The sequence below is a fragment of the Ectothiorhodospira magna genome (assembly GCF_900110965.1).
GTDB lineage: Bacteria > Pseudomonadota > Gammaproteobacteria > Ectothiorhodospirales > Ectothiorhodospiraceae > Ectothiorhodospira > Ectothiorhodospira magna.
In genome coordinates this window covers 113730-130485 of the sequence record NZ_FOFO01000001.1, presented here as the reverse complement: position 1 = coordinate 130485, position 16756 = coordinate 113730, and the positions used below count along the sequence as shown (strand labels likewise).

Annotated in this window: 13 protein-coding genes; 4 read left to right on the top strand and 9 right to left on the bottom strand. The window is 61.7% G+C overall.

Features of this window, described 5'->3' with window-relative positions; translation table 11 throughout:
• Positions 1–2: 2 nt before the first annotated feature.
• The 4 genes from ppk1 to BMX62_RS00505 all read right to left on the bottom strand — a co-directional run bounded on the left by ppk1 (position 3) and on the right by BMX62_RS00505 (position 4980).
• Positions 3–2075 (bottom strand): polyphosphate kinase 1, encoded by a 2073-nt coding sequence (gene ppk1, locus BMX62_RS00520; protein WP_090202381.1) that lies wholly within the window; start codon positions 2073–2075, stop codon positions 3–5.
• Between the two features lie 58 nt (positions 2076–2133).
• Positions 2134–3069, bottom strand: a complete 936-nt coding sequence (gene argF / locus BMX62_RS00515; RefSeq protein ID WP_090202378.1) for an ornithine carbamoyltransferase — start codon at positions 3067–3069, stop codon at positions 2134–2136.
• 11 nt (positions 3070–3080) lie between these two features.
• Positions 3081–4259, bottom strand: coding sequence for an acetylornithine transaminase (locus tag BMX62_RS00510; protein WP_090202375.1), 1179 nt, complete (start codon positions 4257–4259; stop codon positions 3081–3083).
• A gap of 136 nt (positions 4260–4395) precedes the next feature.
• A complete protein-coding gene (locus tag BMX62_RS00505; protein WP_090202372.1) occupies positions 4396–4980 on the bottom strand; it encodes a superoxide dismutase in 585 nt (194 codons plus the stop codon).
• A 180-nt stretch (positions 4981–5160) separates the two neighbouring features.
• On the opposite strand from BMX62_RS00505, the gene hslO reads away from it, so the two are divergent.
• Together hslO and BMX62_RS00495 are read left to right on the top strand one after the other, a co-directional pair.
• Complete coding sequence (gene hslO / locus BMX62_RS00500; protein ID WP_090202370.1) at positions 5161–6018, top strand: Hsp33 family molecular chaperone HslO; 858 nt, start codon at positions 5161–5163, stop codon at positions 6016–6018.
• A gap of 5 nt (positions 6019–6023) precedes the next feature.
• The gene (locus BMX62_RS00495) at positions 6024–6548 is read left to right on the top strand and encodes a retropepsin-like aspartic protease family protein (RefSeq protein ID WP_090202368.1); all 525 of its coding nucleotides are present in this window, start codon (positions 6024–6026) and stop codon (positions 6546–6548) included.
• Here the strand turns inward: BMX62_RS00495 and nspC are convergent.
• From nspC to BMX62_RS00480, 3 genes are all read right to left on the bottom strand, one after another.
• Entirely contained in the window at positions 6545–7705 is a 1161-nt protein-coding gene (gene nspC, locus BMX62_RS00490; RefSeq protein WP_090202366.1) for a carboxynorspermidine decarboxylase, read from the bottom strand. The genes BMX62_RS00495 and nspC overlap by 4 nt on opposite strands.
• A gap of 6 nt (positions 7706–7711) precedes the next feature.
• Positions 7712–8911, bottom strand: coding sequence for a saccharopine dehydrogenase family protein (locus BMX62_RS00485; protein WP_090202364.1), 1200 nt, complete (start codon positions 8909–8911; stop codon positions 7712–7714).
• Positions 8912–9073: 162 nt separating this feature from the next.
• Entirely contained in the window at positions 9074–9760 is a 687-nt protein-coding gene (locus tag BMX62_RS00480; RefSeq protein ID WP_090202362.1) for a hypothetical protein, read from the bottom strand.
• 232 nt (positions 9761–9992) lie between these two features.
• On the opposite strand from BMX62_RS00480, the gene BMX62_RS00475 reads away from it, so the two are divergent.
• On the top strand, positions 9993–10826 hold the full coding sequence (locus BMX62_RS00475; protein ID WP_162273477.1) for an HDOD domain-containing protein: 834 nt from the start codon (positions 9993–9995) through the stop codon (positions 10824–10826).
• Between the two features lie 16 nt (positions 10827–10842).
• Here BMX62_RS00475 and BMX62_RS00470 read toward each other — a convergent pair whose 3' ends face one another.
• On the bottom strand, positions 10843–11781 hold the full coding sequence (locus tag BMX62_RS00470; RefSeq protein WP_090202358.1) for a 1-phosphofructokinase family hexose kinase: 939 nt from the start codon (positions 11779–11781) through the stop codon (positions 10843–10845).
• Positions 11782–11811: 30 nt separating this feature from the next.
• Positions 11812–13386, bottom strand: a complete 1575-nt coding sequence (locus BMX62_RS00465) for an alpha/beta hydrolase family protein (RefSeq protein ID WP_090202585.1) — start codon at positions 13384–13386, stop codon at positions 11812–11814.
• Between the two features lie 119 nt (positions 13387–13505).
• Between BMX62_RS00465 and putA the strand changes: the two genes are divergently transcribed.
• Positions 13506–16706 carry a bifunctional proline dehydrogenase/L-glutamate gamma-semialdehyde dehydrogenase PutA gene (putA, locus tag BMX62_RS00460; protein WP_090202357.1) on the top strand — a complete coding sequence of 1067 codons (3201 nt, stop codon included), beginning with the start codon at positions 13506–13508 and terminating at the stop codon, positions 16704–16706.
• The last annotated feature ends 50 nt before the right edge of the window (positions 16707–16756 follow it).

The following is a 16756-nucleotide window of genomic DNA, read 5'->3' as shown; positions in this document are numbered from 1 at the left end:
ACTCAGCTGGTGAGCTTGCCCAGCAGTTCATCCTGGGCCGAGCGGCGCTTATGGTTGGAGGCCGCCTTGAGACGCCGGTAACTGCCATCCTGTTGCAGCGCCCAGGCCTGGGTGTTGTCCGAGGTATAGGCCAGCAGGGATTCCTGCAGCACCCGATCCCGCAATTCCGGCACCTCCACCGGAAAGGCCACCTCCACCCGGCGGAAGAAATTGCGGGGCATCCAGTCGGCGCTGGACAGGAAGATCTCCGGTTCACCGCCGTTCTGGAAATAGAACACCCGGGAATGTTCCAGAAACCGCCCCATCACCGAGCGTACCCGGATATTGTCCGAAATCCCCGGGACTCCGGGCCGCAGGCAGCAGACCCCTCGCACCACCAGGTCAATCCGCACCCCCGCCTGGGAGGCCCGGTACATGGCCTGGATCAGTTTGGGTTCGATCAGGGAATTCATCCGCGCCAGCACCTGCCCCGGCTTGCCCGAGCGCACATGCTCGATCTCCCGCTCGATCCGTTCCAGCATCCCCGAATGCAGGGTGAACGGGGCCTGCAGGAGTTTTTTCAGCTTGGATACCTTGCCCAGCCCTGTCAGCTGCTGGAAGACCTTGTGTACGTCCTCGCCGATCACCTTGTTGACGGTGAGCAGGCCAAAGTCCGTGTAGGCCCGGGCGGTCCCCGCGTGATAGTTGCCGGTGCCCAGATGCACATAGCGCCGGATCCGGTCCTTTTCCCGGCGTACCACCATGGCCAGCTTGGCGTGGGTCTTGTAGCCCACCACCCCGTAGGTCACGTGGGCGCCGGCATCCTGCAGTCGATTGGCCAGCTGGATGTTGGCCTCCTCGTCGAACCGGGCACGCAGCTCGATCACCACCGTGACCTCCTTGCCCGCCTGGGCCGCCTGCACCAGGATGTCCACCAACTGGGAGCGCACGCCGGTGCGGTACAGGGTCTGCTTGATGGCCAGCACATCCGGGTCCCGGGCGGCCTGGCGCATGAATTCCACCACCGGCACGAAGGACTGATAGGGATGGTGCAGCAGCACATCGCCGCGCCGGATGGTGTGAAAGAGATCCGAGGCCCCGGTCAGGGCCGGGGGCAGGGCGGGCACGAAGGGGGGGAATTTCAGATCCGGGCGTTCCACCAGTTCATGCACGGCCATGAGCCGGTTCAGGTTTACCAGGCCATTGACCTGGTACAGGTCATCCTGCCCCAGCTTGAACTGGCGCAGCAGGAACTCCGCCACCTTGGTCGGACAGTTGTCCGCCACTTCCAGCCGTACCGCTTCGCCGTAATTACGCTGGGGCAGTTCCCCTTCCAGGGCCATCAGCAGGTCGTCGATCTCCTCCTCGTGGACAAACAGATCCGAGTTGCGGGTGAGCCGGAACTGGTAGCAGCCGGTGACCGTCATGCCCTGGAACAGCTCGCCCACGTGGGCGTGGAGGATGGAGGACAAAAAGACGAAATCATAGTCCCCCTTGGCGATTTCCCGGGGCAGGCGGGCCAGGCGGGGCAGGGAGCGCGGGGCCTGGACCACGGCCATGCGGCTTTCCCGACCGAAGGCATCCTTGCCCTCCAGGGTGACGATGAAGTTGAGGCTCTTGTTGAGGATGCGGGGGAATGGATGGGCCGGGTCCAGTCCCAGGGGGGACAGTACCGGCAGCAGTTCCCGATCAAAAAAGTCCTTGACCCATGCTGCCTGCTCGTCGCTCCAGTGGGTGCGGCGCACGAAATGGATGTTCTGCTCCGCCAGGGCCGGGATCAGGATGTCGTTAAGGGTGGTGTACTGATCATCCACCAGGGCATGGGCCAGTTGTCCCACCCGGGCCAGTTGCTCGGCGGCGCTGAGCCCGTCCGGTCCTGGCGTGTTCACCCCCAGTTGCAACTGTTGCTTGAGCCCTGCCACCCGGACCTCGAAGAACTCATCCAGGTTGGTGGAGGAGATGCACAAAAAGCGCAGCCGCTCCAGCAGCGGGATGGTGTCCTGCCTGGCCAGTTCCAGCACCCGCTGGTTGAAGGCCAGCAGGCTCAGTTCGCGGTTGAGATAGAGTTCTGGGTTGGTCAGGTCGATCTCGGTCATGGCATCCCTAGGGTTGAGGAAAAGAGATTCGGATAGGGCAGTCTACGGGACCGGCATGTCACTCCGGTGACGGCCCCTGTTGCCGGCCATGGCCCACCAGCAGGAATTCCATCAGGGCTTTCTGGGCGTGCAGGCGGTTTTCCGCCTCGTCCCAGACCACGCTTTGCGGGCCTTCCAGCACCTCGGTGGAGACTTCCTCTTCCCGATGGGCAGGCAGGCAGTGCATGAACAGGGCATCCGGCGCCGCCTGGGCCATCAGGGCGGCATTGACCTGATAATCCCCAAAGGCCCGGCGGCGGGCGGCCTGTTCCTGTTCCTGTCCCATACTGGCCCAGACATCCGTGACGATCAGATCGGCCCCTTGGGCCGCTGCCATGGGGTCTCGAACGATGGCAGCGCTGCGACCGGCGGCAGCCAGGATCAAGGGGTCCGGGTCGTAGCCTTCCGGACAGGCAATGCGCAGTTCAAAGCCCAGACGTTCAGCAGCATGGATGTAGCTATGGCACATGTTGTTGCCGTCTCCTACCCAGACCACCGTGCGCCCGGCAATGTCACCCCGCAGTTCGAACCAGGTCTGCAGATCCGCCAGCAATTGACAGGGATGTTCCAGGTCGGTGAGACCATTGATCACGGGTACCCTGGCATTGGCAGCGAACCGCTCCACTTTTTCATGCTCGAAAGTGCGGATCATGACCATGTCCACCATGCGAGACAGCACCCGGGCCGAGTCCTCGATGGGTTCGCCCCGACCCAGCTGGGTATCCTTGGGGGACAGGAAGATGGCATGGCCGCCCAGTTGTTGCATGCCCACCTCGAAGGAGACCCGGGTGCGGGTGGATGATTTTTCGAAAATCATCGCCAGGGTCTTGCCCCGGAGGGGTTCGTGAATGTCCCCCTGCCGCAGTTGCGCCTTCATCTGCATGGCGCGGTGGATCAGGTGACGCAGTTCCTCGGTGGACAGGTCCAGCAGGGACAGAAAATGACGCACAGCCATGGGGTATTTCCTCAAGCGGTTTGAGCCGCGAACCGTTCCACCAGATCGGAGACGATCGCCACGATCTGGTCCGCCTCGGTCCGGTGGATGATCAGGGGCGGCAGCAGACGAATGACCCGCTCCGCGGTGACATTGATGAGCAGGCCGGCTTCCAGGGCCAGGCCCACCAGTTCGGCACAGGGCCGATCCAGTTCGATGCCCAGCATCAGGCCCCTGCCCCGAATATCCTCCACGGCGGGATGCTGGCCAAGGCGATCCTGGAAGGCAGCCATCAGATACTGCCCCATGGTGTCGGCGTGGGCCGGCAGGTCATCCTGGGCCAGGGTGTCCAGCACCGCCAGGGCCGCACGACAGACCAGGGGATTGCCGCCAAAGGTGGTGCCGTGGGTGCCGGGGGTGAACAGATTGGCAGCCTCCCCCGCCGCCAGGGTGGCGCCGATGGGGACACCGTTGCCCAGACCCTTGGCCAGACTCAGCACATCCGGGGTGATGCCTTCGTGCTGGAAGGCAAACCAGGTTCCGGTACGGCCAATGCCGGCCTGGATCTCGTCCAGCATCAACAGCCAGCCGGCCCGGTCGCAGAGGGTCCGCAGCCCCTTGAGATATCCTTTTGGGGGAATGCAGATCCCCCCTTCCCCGGTGATCGGCTCCACCAGGATGGCCACCACGTCCGGGTGATCCGCCAGGGCGTCCACCGCCGCCAGATCACCGTGGGGCACACGGATGAAACCTTCCACCAAGGGGGCAAAACCGGCCTGGATGCGGGCATTGCCGGTGGCGGTCAGGGTGGCCAGGGTGCGGCCATGAAAACTGCCTTCCATGACAATCACTGTGGGGCGGGCGATACCCTTGTGATGGCCATGCAGCCGGGCCAGCTTGATGGCGGCCTCGTTGGCCTCGGCGCCGGAATTGCAAAAGAAGGCCCGATCCATGCCGGCCAGCCCGGTCAGACGCTCGGCCAGTTGGGTCTGCTGGGGAATCTCGTAGAGATTGGAGGTATGAATAAGTTGCCCGGCCTGTTGGCACAGGGCCTGGGTTACCGCCGGATGGGCATGGCCCAGGCCACAGACAGCGATGCCGGACAGGGCATCCAGATAGCGGCGGCCCTGATGGTCCCACAACCAGGGGCCCTCTCCCCGCACAAAACTGACGGGTTGGCGCTTGTAGTTCTGCATGAGGGCATCTGACATGCGGCGGTTTCCCTCCAAAAACGAAAAAAGGCAGCCCGAGGCTGCCGGCTGTCAAAAACGGACATCATACGATGACCCGAGGCAGGGCGCAAAGCCCTGCCGGGATCAAGGTCTTTATCCGGGGGCCGTTGGGGATTCAGCCGAAGTTTTTCGCTACAAAATCCCAGTTCACTACATTGAAAAAGCCCTCGATGTATTTGGGGCGGGCATTGCGATAGTCGATGTAATAGGCGTGTTCCCAGACATCCATGGTCAGCAGCGGGGTCTTGCCGGCTTCGGTGATCGGAGTGGCGGCATTGCTGGTGTTGACGATCTCCAGACTGCCGTCGGCATTTTTCACCAGCCAGGTCCAGCCGGAACCAAAATTGCCTGCCCCTGCAGCGGCAAACTTTTCCTTGAATTGGGCAAAGGAGCCAAAGGCTGCATTGATGGCTTCGGCCAGGGCGCCGGTGGGTTCGCCGCCACCCTGGGGGCTTAGGCCATTGAAGTAGAACGTGTGGTTCCACACCTGGGCGGCATTGTTGAAGATGCCACCGGCGGGGGCCTTTTGGATGATCTCTTCCAGGGACAGGTTTTCGAACTCGGTGCCGCTGATCAGCTTGTTCAGGTTGGTGACATAGGTCGCATGATGCTTGTCATGGTGGAACTCCAGGGTTTCGGCGGAGACATGGGGTTCCAGGGCGTTCTTGGCGTAAGGCAGTTCGGGCAGTTGGTGTGTCATGAATTTCTCCGTGTGGCTGTATTTGGGGTATTTTTTTGGAAAGAGTCTAAAAGATAGGGCAGGATCAGGGTACAATGCAAACCTTGATCGTTTGCGATGGTTCATGCAAGTGTCCAGTGCCACCACAGACGATCCTGGTCCCGTTAGAATACAGGGCAGGATGTCTCCTGGAGAAATTTGATGAGTTCTGACGTGTTGCAGCGTTTTTTGCTGGATGATCTGGATATTCGCGGGGCCGTGGTCCGCCTGGGACCGGTATGGCAACAGATCATTGCCGATCGCCATTATCCCGAGCCGGTGAACGGACTGCTGGGAGAGATGTGTGTCACCACCTTGTTCATCACCGAAGCCCTGAAACAATCCGGTCGGGTCACCTTTCAGCTGCGGGGGAGCGGCCCTGTTTCCCTGCTGGTGGTGGATTGTGACCAGCGGCTCAATCTGCGCGCTCTGGCTCAGTATGGTGACGACCTGGATTCAGGCACGGCCCGCACCTTGCTGGGGGATGGCCGGCTGGTGCTGTCCCTGGATTTATCTGGCTCCCGCGCACCCTGGCAGAGTGTGGTGCCTCTGGAGGGGGAGGGTATCGGTGAGATTTTCGAGCATTATTTGAGCCTGTCGGAGCAGTTGCCTTCCCGGCTGTTTCTGGCCGCCAGCGATACCGGGGCGGCAGGGCTGTTCCTGCAAAAACTGCCGGCGGCGGACAGCCGTGACCCCGATGGCTGGAACCGTATCGAGCAACTGGCCGCCACGGTGACCGACGATGAACTCATTAACCTGACGCCCACGGCCTTGCTGTCCCGTCTGTTTCCTGAAGAGACCGTTCGGGTTTTCGATAGTCGAGCAGTGATTCACGATACTCCCGAAGACTGGGACAAGGTACGGGCCATGCTGCGGTCTTTGGGACGGGAAGAAGTGGAGGCGGTGTTGCAGGAACAGGGGGCAGTGATTGTCCGTGACGATCTGGCCAATCGGGAATACCGGCTGGACCGGGATGGGGTGGCCGCGATCTTTGATCGTTCCCCGCCAACCTTGCATTAGATGCCATGGGCCACGATCCGTCTGCCCGTCGTGCCGGCTGGATCATGCTGGCCTTGTTCTGGATGCTGGCCCTGGCCACTGGAACCTGGTTCTATCAGGGTGTGCTGGAGCGCCGGGACCATCCCAACCGGCATCTGCTGGATGATGCCGCCGAACCTGGTGCCAGTGTCGTACTCCAGCGCAATCGCGCCGGCCATTATATGGCTGCAGGTCGTATCAATGGCGAGCCGGTGGATTTTCTGGTGGATACCGGCGCCACCCATGTGGCCATCTCCGCCTCATTGGCCGCCCGGCTTGGCCTGGAAGCCACCGGGCAGGCCTGGTTTGAAACCGCCAATGGCCGGGTCCGGGGTGAACTCACTGTGCTGGATGAGGTTCGTCTGGGGCACCTGGGGATAGGCTCGGTGCGGGCGGTTATCCTGCCAGAGATCGGTGGCGACCGGGCGCTTTTGGGCATGAGTTTCCTGAATCATTTTGACATCCGTGTCCGTGACGGGCAGATGGTACTCATGGTGCCCGAAGCCCGTTAGCTCAGGCGGCCCATGTAATCCTCGTAGCCGAAGGTTTTGACCGTTGTCACTGCCCGGCTTTCTTCGTCCACCCGGCAGATGGCGGGCAGGCGGATGCCGTTGAAGGTGGTGGTCTTGACCATGGTGTAGTGGGCCATGTCGGTGAACACCAGGCGTTGTCCGATCGTTAGGGGACGGTCGAAGGAATACTCCCCGACGATGTCGCCGGCCAGACAGGTGGAGCCACCCAGGCGATAGGTGAAGGTCTTCTCCCCCGGCATGCCCGCGCCGATGATCTCCGGTCGATAGGGCATCTCCAGCACGTCCGGCATGTGGGCGGTGGCGGAGGTGTCCAGGATGGCAATGGGACCGGCGTTCTGCACGATGTCCAGCACCGTGCACACCAGGTAGCCGGTGCCCAGGGCGATGGCCTCGCCCGGCTCTAGGTAGACCGTCACCCCCGGATGACGGGCACGGAAATCCCGGATCAGGTGGATCAGCCGTTCCACGTCATAGTCGTCCCGGGTGATGTGATGACCGCCGCCGAAGTTGATCCACCGTCGGCCCGGGATGTATGGCCCGAACCGGGCCTCGAAAGCCTCCAGGGTGTGCTCCAGGGCATCACTGTTCTGCTCGCACAGGGTGTGGAAATGCAGGCCTTCCAGGCCCGTCAGGTCCACCCCGGCCAGATCCACCGACCGGGTCCCCAGGCGGGAGCCGGGGGCGCAGGGGTCGTAGAGGGCCACCCGGCCTTCGGAATACTCCGGATTCACCCGGATGCCGCAGGAGATGTGCCGGCCAGCCCCGGCCACCTGCTTGCGAAAACGCTGCCACTGGGTGGGGGAGTTGAAGCTGATGTGGTCGGCATATTGCACCACCACCTTCATCTCCTCGTCGGTGAAGGCGGGGGAGTACACATGCACCTCCCCACCGAACTTCTCCGCCCCCAGGCGGGCCTCGTCCTGGCCGCTGGCGGTGGTGCCCACCAGGTATTCCCGGACCATGGGGAAGGTGTCCCACATGGCGAAGCCCTTCAGGGCCAGCAGGATGCGACAGCCGCTATCGGCCTGGACCTGCTTGAGCAGGGCCAGGTTCTTGCGCAGCAGGGCGTCGTCCACCACGAAGGCGGGCGACGGGCAGGCATGGATGTCAAAAAAGGGAGGGGTCGTCTTGTCCATGGGCGATCAGGCCAAAGGATCGCTGTCGGGATCCAGTTCCACCATCTGCCAGGGCAGGCCCATGTCGCCGATGCGCTCCATGAACGGATCCGGGTCCAGCTGCTCCACGTTGAACACGCCGGCACCCTGCCAGATGCCCTGTACCATGAGCATGGCGCCGGTGACGGCGGGCACGCCGGTGGTGTAGGAAATGGCCTGGGATTGCACTTCCCGGTAGCAGGCCTCGTGGTCGCAGATGTTGTAGATGTAGACTTTGCGCCGCTTGCCGTCCTTGATGCCATCCAGGATCACGCCGATGTTGGTCTTGCCCTTGGTGCGCGGTCCCAGGGAAGCCGGGTCCGGCAGGATGGCCTTGAGGAACTGCAGGGGGATGATCTCCTTGCCCTCGAAGCGGATGGGCTCGATGGAGGTCATGCCCACGTTCTCCAGCACTTTCAGGTGGGTGATGTACTTTTCGGAGAAGGTCATCCAGAAACGGATGCGCTTGAGACCCTTGATGTTGCGGCACAGGGACTCCAGCTCCTCATGGTAGAGCAGGTAGATATCCTTGGGACCGATGCCGTCGAAGTCGAACACCCGCTTTTCCGCCAGGGGCGCGGTTTCCTTCCACTGGCCTTCTTCCCAGTAGCGGCCATTGGCGGTGATCTCGCGGATGTTGATTTCGGGATTGAAGTTGGTGGCGAACGGGTAGCCGTGGTCGCCGCCGTTGGCATCCAGGATGTCGATGCGGTGGATTTCGTCAAACAGGTTCTTCTGGCCCCAGGCGCAATAGATGTTGGTCATCCCCGGATCGAAGCCACAGCCCAGGGTCGCCATGAGGTTGGCCTGGGCGTAGTCGTTCTGGAATGCCCATTGTTCCTTGTACTCGAACTTGGCCTCGTCCGGGTGTTCGTAGTTGGCGGTATCCAGGTAGGGGGTGCCGGTGCGCAGGCAGGCTTCCATGATGGTCAGGTCCTGGTAGGGCAGGGCCACATGGATGAGGACATCCGGCTTGAAGGACTCGATCAGGGCCACCAGGGCCTCCACGTCGTCCGCGTCCACCTGGGCGGTCTGGATGGGACGGTCCAGCTGGGCCGCGATGGCGCGGCACTTGGCCTCGTTGCGGCTGGCCAGACAGATCTCCGTGAAGACCTCTGGATACTGCGCGCATTTGTGGGTGACAACTCCGCCAACGCCGCCGGCGCCGATAATCAGGACTTTGCTCATAGGCCTCGAATCAAACTGGGAAAGATGTGAGAAAAAAGGCGGATCGGACCGGGGTCCGAGACAGGATCATGTTGCAGTGGATGAATTGTGCACCGGGTCCATGACACTCCGGTGTCACGAACCCGTTTGACCGGGGATGATGCCCCTTGATGGGCGCCGGTATCAAGCCCTCTCCACCGCAAAACTCACCGCATAGCGCCGGTTGCTGCCGAACACCAGGGCCATGCGGCCATCTTCGCCGGTATCGATACCCAGATCCTTGGTCCGGTAGAGGGCCTTGGCTTGATTGAGCCGGCGCAGGGAGGTTTCCACACTGCCCTTGTGCCGGCGGATGTAGAGGCTCAGATCCGCACTGACGTTGGCCTGGATATCATGGGCTGCCTGTTTCATGTCCAGACCGTCGGAAACGGCCCGCAAATCTTTGGGGGATACCTTGAACAGCCGCTCCAGGATGCGCTGCATCCCTTCGATGGGTTCTTCTCCCAGATACAGGTTCCACAGAAAACGGCGAATCCCGTAGTCATCATGCCACCAACCCCGGTGAGGATTGAGTACATGCACGCCCACCGGGAGCAGGCGATAGCTGCCCAGTCCCACGTCGTCGGTAAGAATTTCGAAGCTCACCTGCCGGCATCCCAGGTGCCGGCGATTTTCCTTCATCATCAGGGCCGCGTTGCGGGGCGTCAACAGTTTCAAGGCCATCCGGTCCCGGGGCTGCAGGGGGCGGCCCCGCTGGATATGAATGGTATCGATGACCTCCAGGGCACAGGCCGTGATGATCCGTTGGTCCCGGATCAGACTGGGAGTATTGTCGGATGAATTGTCCTGATGATGGCCTTCATTGAGCATGATGCTTACGCGAGTTACCCCGTTCTGACTCGCGCCCTCCTGTGTCGGTTTGGATGAAACAATAGCGCCAGATGTGGATCCAAGGCCTGCAATCGGCACCTGCGGCGCTCCAAGGGTACGCAAATGGCCGTGAATGGATTAACCTCACCAAGTATCCCAATCGCACCCAGGAAAATATCCTCTTGCGCTGTATCGGCTATCAGCGATTGATCTATATCCCGGCGGACAACACGTGCAGATAGAAGAACATGAGATTATCAATCAGCTGGTGATACCTCCACAACCGGAGGTGTTGCGGGTTGTTGTGGAGGAATCCCGGAAACCGGAGCCGGACTTGAGTCGGGTGGCCCGGCATATTGCCCGGGATGCCAGTGTTGCCGGGGGGGTGTTGCAGGTCATCAATTCTCCTTTGTTCCGGTGTCGCCGGGAGATCAGTTCCATCCCCCATGCGGTCAACCTGTTGGGGTTCAAGCGGGTATATGCCCTTGTTCGTACCGTTGCCCTGCGTAATGCCATGGCTGACTATCCTGGCGTGGATGAATTCTGGAAGCGGGGGGTCCATGTGGCCGAAGCCACTGCCCGGGCCGCCAAACTCATCAAGCGGCCAGATTTATTGGACGAGGCCCATCTCATCGGTCTGTTTCATATGGTGGGTATTCCTGCCCTGCGTAGTGTGGTGGGGGAAGCCTACGACCCCCTGCTCGATCGGGTGTTGACCACGGGCTGGTCCATGTTGCCGCCCCAGGAAGCGCGGCTGTTTGGCATCACCCACCCACGGGTCGGGGCGTTGATCACCCAGCGCTGGCATGTCCACCCGGCAGTGGTCCATGCCATTGATCAGCAATATGCAGTAGAGCATCTCTCCCGACTGGATGCCCTGCATGTCGATACCCCTGATCTGGTGGTGATCCTCAAACTGGCCCTGAGGGCCACCGCAGCGGTGGATGCTTCCCTTATGACCTTTGCTGAATGGAATGCCTGCAACGAGCGACTGTTGGACTATCTGGCATTACCGGACCCTTCAGCCCTGGAAGCGCTGGTGGATGCGGTGCTGATGCAGGACTAAGCCATCCGGGCGACTTTCACGACTGCAACTGTTGCACCAGTGGCCCCCAGAAATGCATCACGTCAGACTTGTGACACAGTTCCGTACCCGATGTCAGCACCGTGGCGGTACCTGCCGCCACACCCAGGGCAAAGGCCCGCTGGATGGATTCTCCGGTGGACAGGCCATAGGTGATACCCGCCACGAAGCTATCGCCAGCCCCGACGGCACTTTTGGCGGTGACCTTGGGGGTCTGCAATGCGCTGATGCCATCCCGGGTGGCCAGCAGGGCGCCGTCATGGCCCAATGTGACTGCCAGAATATCCACATTGCCAGCGGCCACCATCTCCAAAGCCGCCGCCTCCAATGCCTGGGGGTCTTCCAGATCCCGTCCCATCAGGGCAGCAAATTCCCCCCGGCTGGGTTTGGCCAGATAGACCCCTTCATCAAGGGCCGCGGCCAGCGCCGGTCCAGAGGTGTCCAGCACCATCCGGGCACCTCGTCGCTTGGTCATGACCGACAAACGGGCATAGACATCCTCGGGCACTCCCCTGGGGATGCTGCCACTGGCAATGACATAGTCAAAATCCAGCAGTTCAATGAAATCCAGGGCGGCCTTCCATTCCGCTGCTTGTACCGTGGGGCCTTCCGGGGTAAAGCGAAATTCCTGCCCTGAACTGTGTTCGTAGACCACATGGCTCACCCGGGTGTTTTCCCGGGTATGGACCCGATGGGCCATGACACCGGCATCGGTCACCAGTTCGTCGAGGACATCACCGGATCGGCCACCGGCCAGGTAGACGGCAAAGCTCTGCCCCCCCAGTTCGTTGATCACCCGTGCCACATTGATGCCGCCACCGCCGGGGTCCATACGCTCGTTGCTGGTGCGGATTTTATGGACCGGTTTGACCTTGTAGGCAGCACAGGAGGCATCCACCGCGGGATTCAGGGTCAGGGTGACGATTCTCTTGGTCATTCAGTTATCCTCGTGGTTGTCCCGCCCATCTTATGCTCTCACCAGGGGGAAGGTTACGCTCATGCCCCAGGCCAGGGCCAGGGCCACCGCCACCGTGCCCACCCAGGGATGCCCGGTGGCCCGGTATATCCAGCCGCTGAGCAGGCCGTAGACGGTAAGACAGACCAGAATTGCCGGCAGGATGATGATCAAAAAGAACAGGGTCTCCAGTCGCAGGGTCACGGCCAGGATCAGGGACAGGAATAAAAAAACCTTGGTCAGGGCATAGGCGCCACCAGCGGCCTCAGCCCCCCGGGTCATCCACTCATCGGCAGAGAAAAACAGGAGCATACCCAAAAATACCAGCGGCAGGATCAGCGCCCGTTCCACTCCGGGCAGATAGCCAGTGACATACAGGTGCACCGGAATGCCAATGGCCAGGGTGAGGTAGCCGGCTACCAGTACCGTAACCGGTCCCAGGGCCTGCCAGCGGATGGTGGCCAACGGGGATTGATCATGCCGGTGACGTCGACCCCACCAGCTCAGCAAGACCCAGCAGAGCAGACCATAAACGGCAAAGTGCAGGGCCAGATAATCCACCAGCAACAGGGGCAGCAGCCCCACGGGGACGGCCCAGAGCAGCAATGGCGTGAGCAGGGCGGGTATCCAGAGCATTTTTAGCAATGACCATCGGGACAACCCCAGACCCAGTGGCGGGACTGCCAGCCGGGGCAGCAGACGGGAGAGGGGCCAGGCCAGGGTGATGATGCCCAAAAACAATAGACCCAGCCAGGGACCACGCCGCTCCACATCTCCGTCATGGCCTGCCCCTGGCGGCCCGATACTGGCATCCAGCCAGGCCAGGGATTCCCGCAGCGCATCCTGGGCGTAAAGTACGCCGATATGTTCCACACCACCCGCCAGGGCCAGACGCCGGGCCGAGCCATCGGCGGGGTGCCCGTAGGTGATGCCCACCTCAGGAGTGGGGGTCAACGGGCCAAAGGCATTCAGGGCCGGATCATGCAGCTCCGTCGGTTCCAGGCTGCCGAACACAAACAGCAGATTATTGAGCGTCTCCAGGGAAAAGGCACCGGAAATATAGGGAGAGAGCAGTACCGCGGCCTGGACCTGCCGGGGATGTTCATGCATGTGCATCAACAGGATATCCCCGGCCATGGAATGCCCCAGCAGCGCCAAACGCCCATCGGCGCCGGGCAGGGCCAGGCCCGTGGTGACCGCAGTCTCCAGTGCCCCACCCAGCAGAGCGCGCCGCCGGTCCTCATCCATCAGGTTGGCAACAAAGGGTTGGCGATTGGCCCCGTGACCGGGGAAGTCGAAGGTCAGGGCGATGTATCCGTTACGGGCCAGGGTGATGGCCAGGGGTTGCATCATCTGCCGTGAGCCGGCAAAGCCGTGGGCAATGACCGCCACCGGAGCCGGAGTCTCCTGAGCCGGCAGGTACAGGGTCATGGGTACGCCATCCACCTGGGTCTGGCGTATCTCGATCCCCTGGGTTCCACCATGGAGTTGCCAAAGGGCGGTTACTATGGCCACCAGGGACAGCCACGCCACGCCCCAGCGGATCAGGGTCCGTCCGTTATCTGAAAAAAGGAATGTTTTTGCCATATCCTGCTCCATGGTGCTGGATGTGCCCAGTTCCGGATATTCTAAGCAGGACAGGTCGTTGGGGCCAGCGATGGACACCCTGCGGGTCTAGCATGCATTTGCCACAGGATAAAATACTTATGAGCCAATATGTGTACCCGGACCTTGCCATGGTTTTTCTCCAGGACCGTGACCCCATCGTGCGGGCCTGTCGCATGGATGAAGCAGAAGCGATCAAACTCCTGTTACCCCATGCCGCTCACGATGAGGAAACCGCCACCCGGGTACGTTTCCTGGCCCGGGGGCTGGTGCGGGGCATGATCAAGGCCCAGGAACAGCAGTCCGGCATCGGAGCACTGTTGCATGAATACGACCTTTCCTCGGAAGAGGGTATAGCCCTGATGTGTCTGGCCGAGGCCCTGTTGCGGGTGCCGGACAAGGCCACTGCAAACCAGTTGATTCATGACAAGCTTACCGTTGCCCAGTGGGATGCTCACCTGGGCCGGGATCGGCCCTTTTTCGTCAATGCAGCCACCTGGGGGCTGTGGATCAGCGAGCGCATCCTCGATACCGAGGATCGTCGTCACTGGCTGGGGAGGACAGTCCAGCATGTGCTGGCCCGGGCGGGCGCCCCGTTGGTCCGGGCCGCCGTGCGCCGGATGATGACCCTGCTGGGGGACACCTTTCTGCTGGGGCGCACCATCGAGCAGGCGATAAAACGGGGCCGTCCCATAGAACAGGCCGGGTACTGCTATTCCTACGACATGCTGGGAGAGTCAGCCCGCACCGAGGCCGATGCCCAACGCTATTTTGAAGCCTACCGGCAGGCTATTGAGCGTATTGGTGAAGCGGTGGACCCACGCCTCCCTCTGCGGGATCGGTCAGGTATTTCGGTAAAACTCTCCGCCCTGGATGCCCGCTACGAACCCGGTCAGGAAAGCCGTCTGCAATGCCGGCTTTTGCCTCGCATCCTGGAACTTTGCCGGCTGGCCCGGGATCAGGGTATCCCCCTGTGCATTGATGCCGAAGAATCCTGGCGTCTGGATCTCTCCCTGGATGTGATGGAAGTGCTGATTGCCGATGTGGACCTCAATACCTGGGAAGGTCTGGGCATGGCGGTGCAGGCTTATCAGAAACGGGCCTGGGCCGTACTGGGGTGGCTGGAGCGACAGGCCGCCCGATATCGTCGTACCGTCATGGTGCGTCTGGTGAAGGGAGCCTACTGGGACACCGAGATCAAGGATGCCCAGCAGCAGGGACTGTCGGATTATCCGGTCTTTACCCGCAAGGCGGCCACGGACGTGTCCTATCTGGCCTGCGCCCGCCGTCTGCTCCAGGACAGTCCCCATCTTTATCCCCAGTTTGCCACCCACAATGCCCAGACCGTGGCGGCGGTCATGGAGATGGCCGGCGACAGGGCATACGAATTCCAGCGTCTTCACGGTATGGGGGAAGGACTCTATGGGCAACTGGTAGAACGTGCCGACCCGCTTCGTCGCCAATGCCGAATCTATGCCCCGGTGGGGCGTTATCAAACCCTGTTGCCCTACCTGGTGCGGCGCATCCTGGAAAACGGTGCCAACGCCTCCTTTGTACATCGCCTGCACGAGGAACATCTGGAACAACTGGTTACCGATCCTGTGACCACCCTCAAAGGTTACGATACCTGGCGCCACCCAGGCATTCCACGGCCTGCCGACCTCTACGCCCCCTTCAGGCGTAACAGCCAGGGTCTGGACTTTGCCGACCGCAAAGCCCTGCAAACCCTGGCCGCGGAGATGAATCGCAGCAAGACCCATATCCCCTGGCAGGGAGGCCCCTTGTGTTGTGGTCAACTCAGGACCGATGGCGGCCAGGGGGTTTATGCCCCTTCAGATCGTGGACGGGAGATTGGTCGCATGACCTGGACCCGTGAAGAAGATCTGGAAACAGCCCTGGCCGCCGCTGACCGGTCCTGGGTCGCCTGGGATGAACGTCCACCGGCCCAGCGGGCGGCAATTCTGGATCAGGTGGCCGATCTGCTGGAGCAACACAGGGCAGCACTCATGGCCCTATGTGTGGAGGAGGCGGGCAAAACCCTGCGGGATGCCCAGGCCGAGGTGCGGGAAGCGGTGGATTTCTGCCGTTATTATGCCGCCCAGGTCCGGACGCAGTTCGTCCAGCCTTTGACCCTGCCTGGGGTGACGGGAGAACGCAACACGCTCACCCTGGGAGGCCGGGGATTATTTTTGTGTATCAGCCCCTGGAATGCTCCCCTGGCCATCTTCGTCGGTCAGGTGGCTGCCGCCCTGGCGGCAGGGAACGGAGTGATCGCAAAACCGGCAGAGCAGACCAGTTTGGTGGCGATTCGAGCCACCCAGCTCATGCATCAGGCCGGTGTACCGGTGGACGTGCTGCACTGCCTGCCTGGCCGGGGTGAGGATATCGGTCCCCGTCTGGTGGCTGATCCACGCATTGTCGGGGTGGCCTTCACCGGCGCCACCGAAACCGCCCGTCTGATTCAGCGGGGACTGGCCGCCCGGGATCATGGTCCCCTCATTCCCCTGATCGCGGAAACTGGTGGTGTCAATGTCATGGTGGTGGATGCCACTGCCCTGCACGAACAGGTCGTGATGGACATTCTACATTCGGCATTTTTCAGTGCCGGGCAGCGCTGCTCAGCGTTACGGGTGTTATGCGTACAGGATACGGTGGCCGAACCCTTGCTGGACATGCTCAAGGGGGCCATGGACACCCTGGTGGTGGGAGACCCTCACTGGCTCTCCACCGATGTGGGTCCGGTGATCAATGACCGGGCTCTGGCGGCCCTGCAGGCCCATGACGAGGAGATGAGGCGCAAGGATCGAGTGCTCCATCGCGCCCCACTGTCGGGAGGCTGTGAACGGGGCAGTTTTATGGTTCCGAGCCTGTATCGGCTGGAGCGGCTGGATGAGTTGCCGGGAGAAGTATTCGGCCCCATGCTGCATCTGTTGCCCTGGCGTACTGGTGAACTGGACCGATTGATCCGCCAGATCAATGCCTCTGGCTATGGCCTGACGCTGGGGATTCACAGCCGGATTGATGCCGTTGTCCATCGGCTGACCCGTCAGGTGCGGGTCGGGAATACCTATGTCAATCGGGACATGGTGGGCGCGATGGTGGGCAGCCAGCCCTTTGGTGGCGAGGGGCTGTCGGGAACCGGTTTCAAGGCGGGTGGTCCCCATTATCTGCTACGGTTTGCCACCGAGCGGGTATTGACCGTCAACACGGCTGCCACCGGGGGAAATACCGGTTTGCTGGTGATGGAAGAAACGCACAATACTCGACAGAGTCAACCCAAAAGCCGGTCAGGTACGGTCTGAGCGCTCCCCTGTGGAACCGGTTTTGCCGGCGCCGGTCGACCTGATTCCAC

What these genes read in the sequence shown, in the direction of transcription:
- argF (WP_090202378.1), bottom strand. Translation starts at nt 3,069, where the DNA reads ATGGCTGTGCGTCATTTTCTGTCCCTGCTGGACCTGTCCACCGAGGAA.
- BMX62_RS00510 (WP_090202375.1), bottom strand. Translation starts at nt 4,259, where the DNA reads ATGTCAGATGCCCTCATGCAGAACTACAAGCGCCAACCCGTCAGTTTT.
- putA (WP_090202357.1), top strand. Translation starts at nt 13,506, where the DNA reads ATGAGCCAATATGTGTACCCGGACCTTGCCATGGTTTTTCTCCAGGAC.
- ppk1 (WP_090202381.1), bottom strand. Translation starts at nt 2,075, where the DNA reads ATGACCGAGATCGACCTGACCAACCCAGAACTCTATCTCAACCGCGAA.
- BMX62_RS00485 (WP_090202364.1), bottom strand. Translation starts at nt 8,911, where the DNA reads ATGAGCAAAGTCCTGATTATCGGCGCCGGCGGCGTTGGCGGAGTTGTC.
- BMX62_RS00465 (WP_090202585.1), bottom strand. Translation starts at nt 13,386, where the DNA reads ATGGCAAAAACATTCCTTTTTTCAGATAACGGACGGACCCTGATCCGC.
- BMX62_RS00470 (WP_090202358.1), bottom strand. Translation starts at nt 11,781, where the DNA reads ATGACCAAGAGAATCGTCACCCTGACCCTGAATCCCGCGGTGGATGCC.
- BMX62_RS00495 (WP_090202368.1), top strand. Translation starts at nt 6,024, where the DNA reads ATGGGCCACGATCCGTCTGCCCGTCGTGCCGGCTGGATCATGCTGGCC.
- nspC (WP_090202366.1), bottom strand. Translation starts at nt 7,705, where the DNA reads ATGGACAAGACGACCCCTCCCTTTTTTGACATCCATGCCTGCCCGTCG.
- hslO (WP_090202370.1), top strand. Translation starts at nt 5,161, where the DNA reads ATGAGTTCTGACGTGTTGCAGCGTTTTTTGCTGGATGATCTGGATATT.
- BMX62_RS00505 (WP_090202372.1), bottom strand. Translation starts at nt 4,980, where the DNA reads ATGACACACCAACTGCCCGAACTGCCTTACGCCAAGAACGCCCTGGAA.
- BMX62_RS00480 (WP_090202362.1), bottom strand. Translation starts at nt 9,760, where the DNA reads ATGCTCAATGAAGGCCATCATCAGGACAATTCATCCGACAATACTCCC.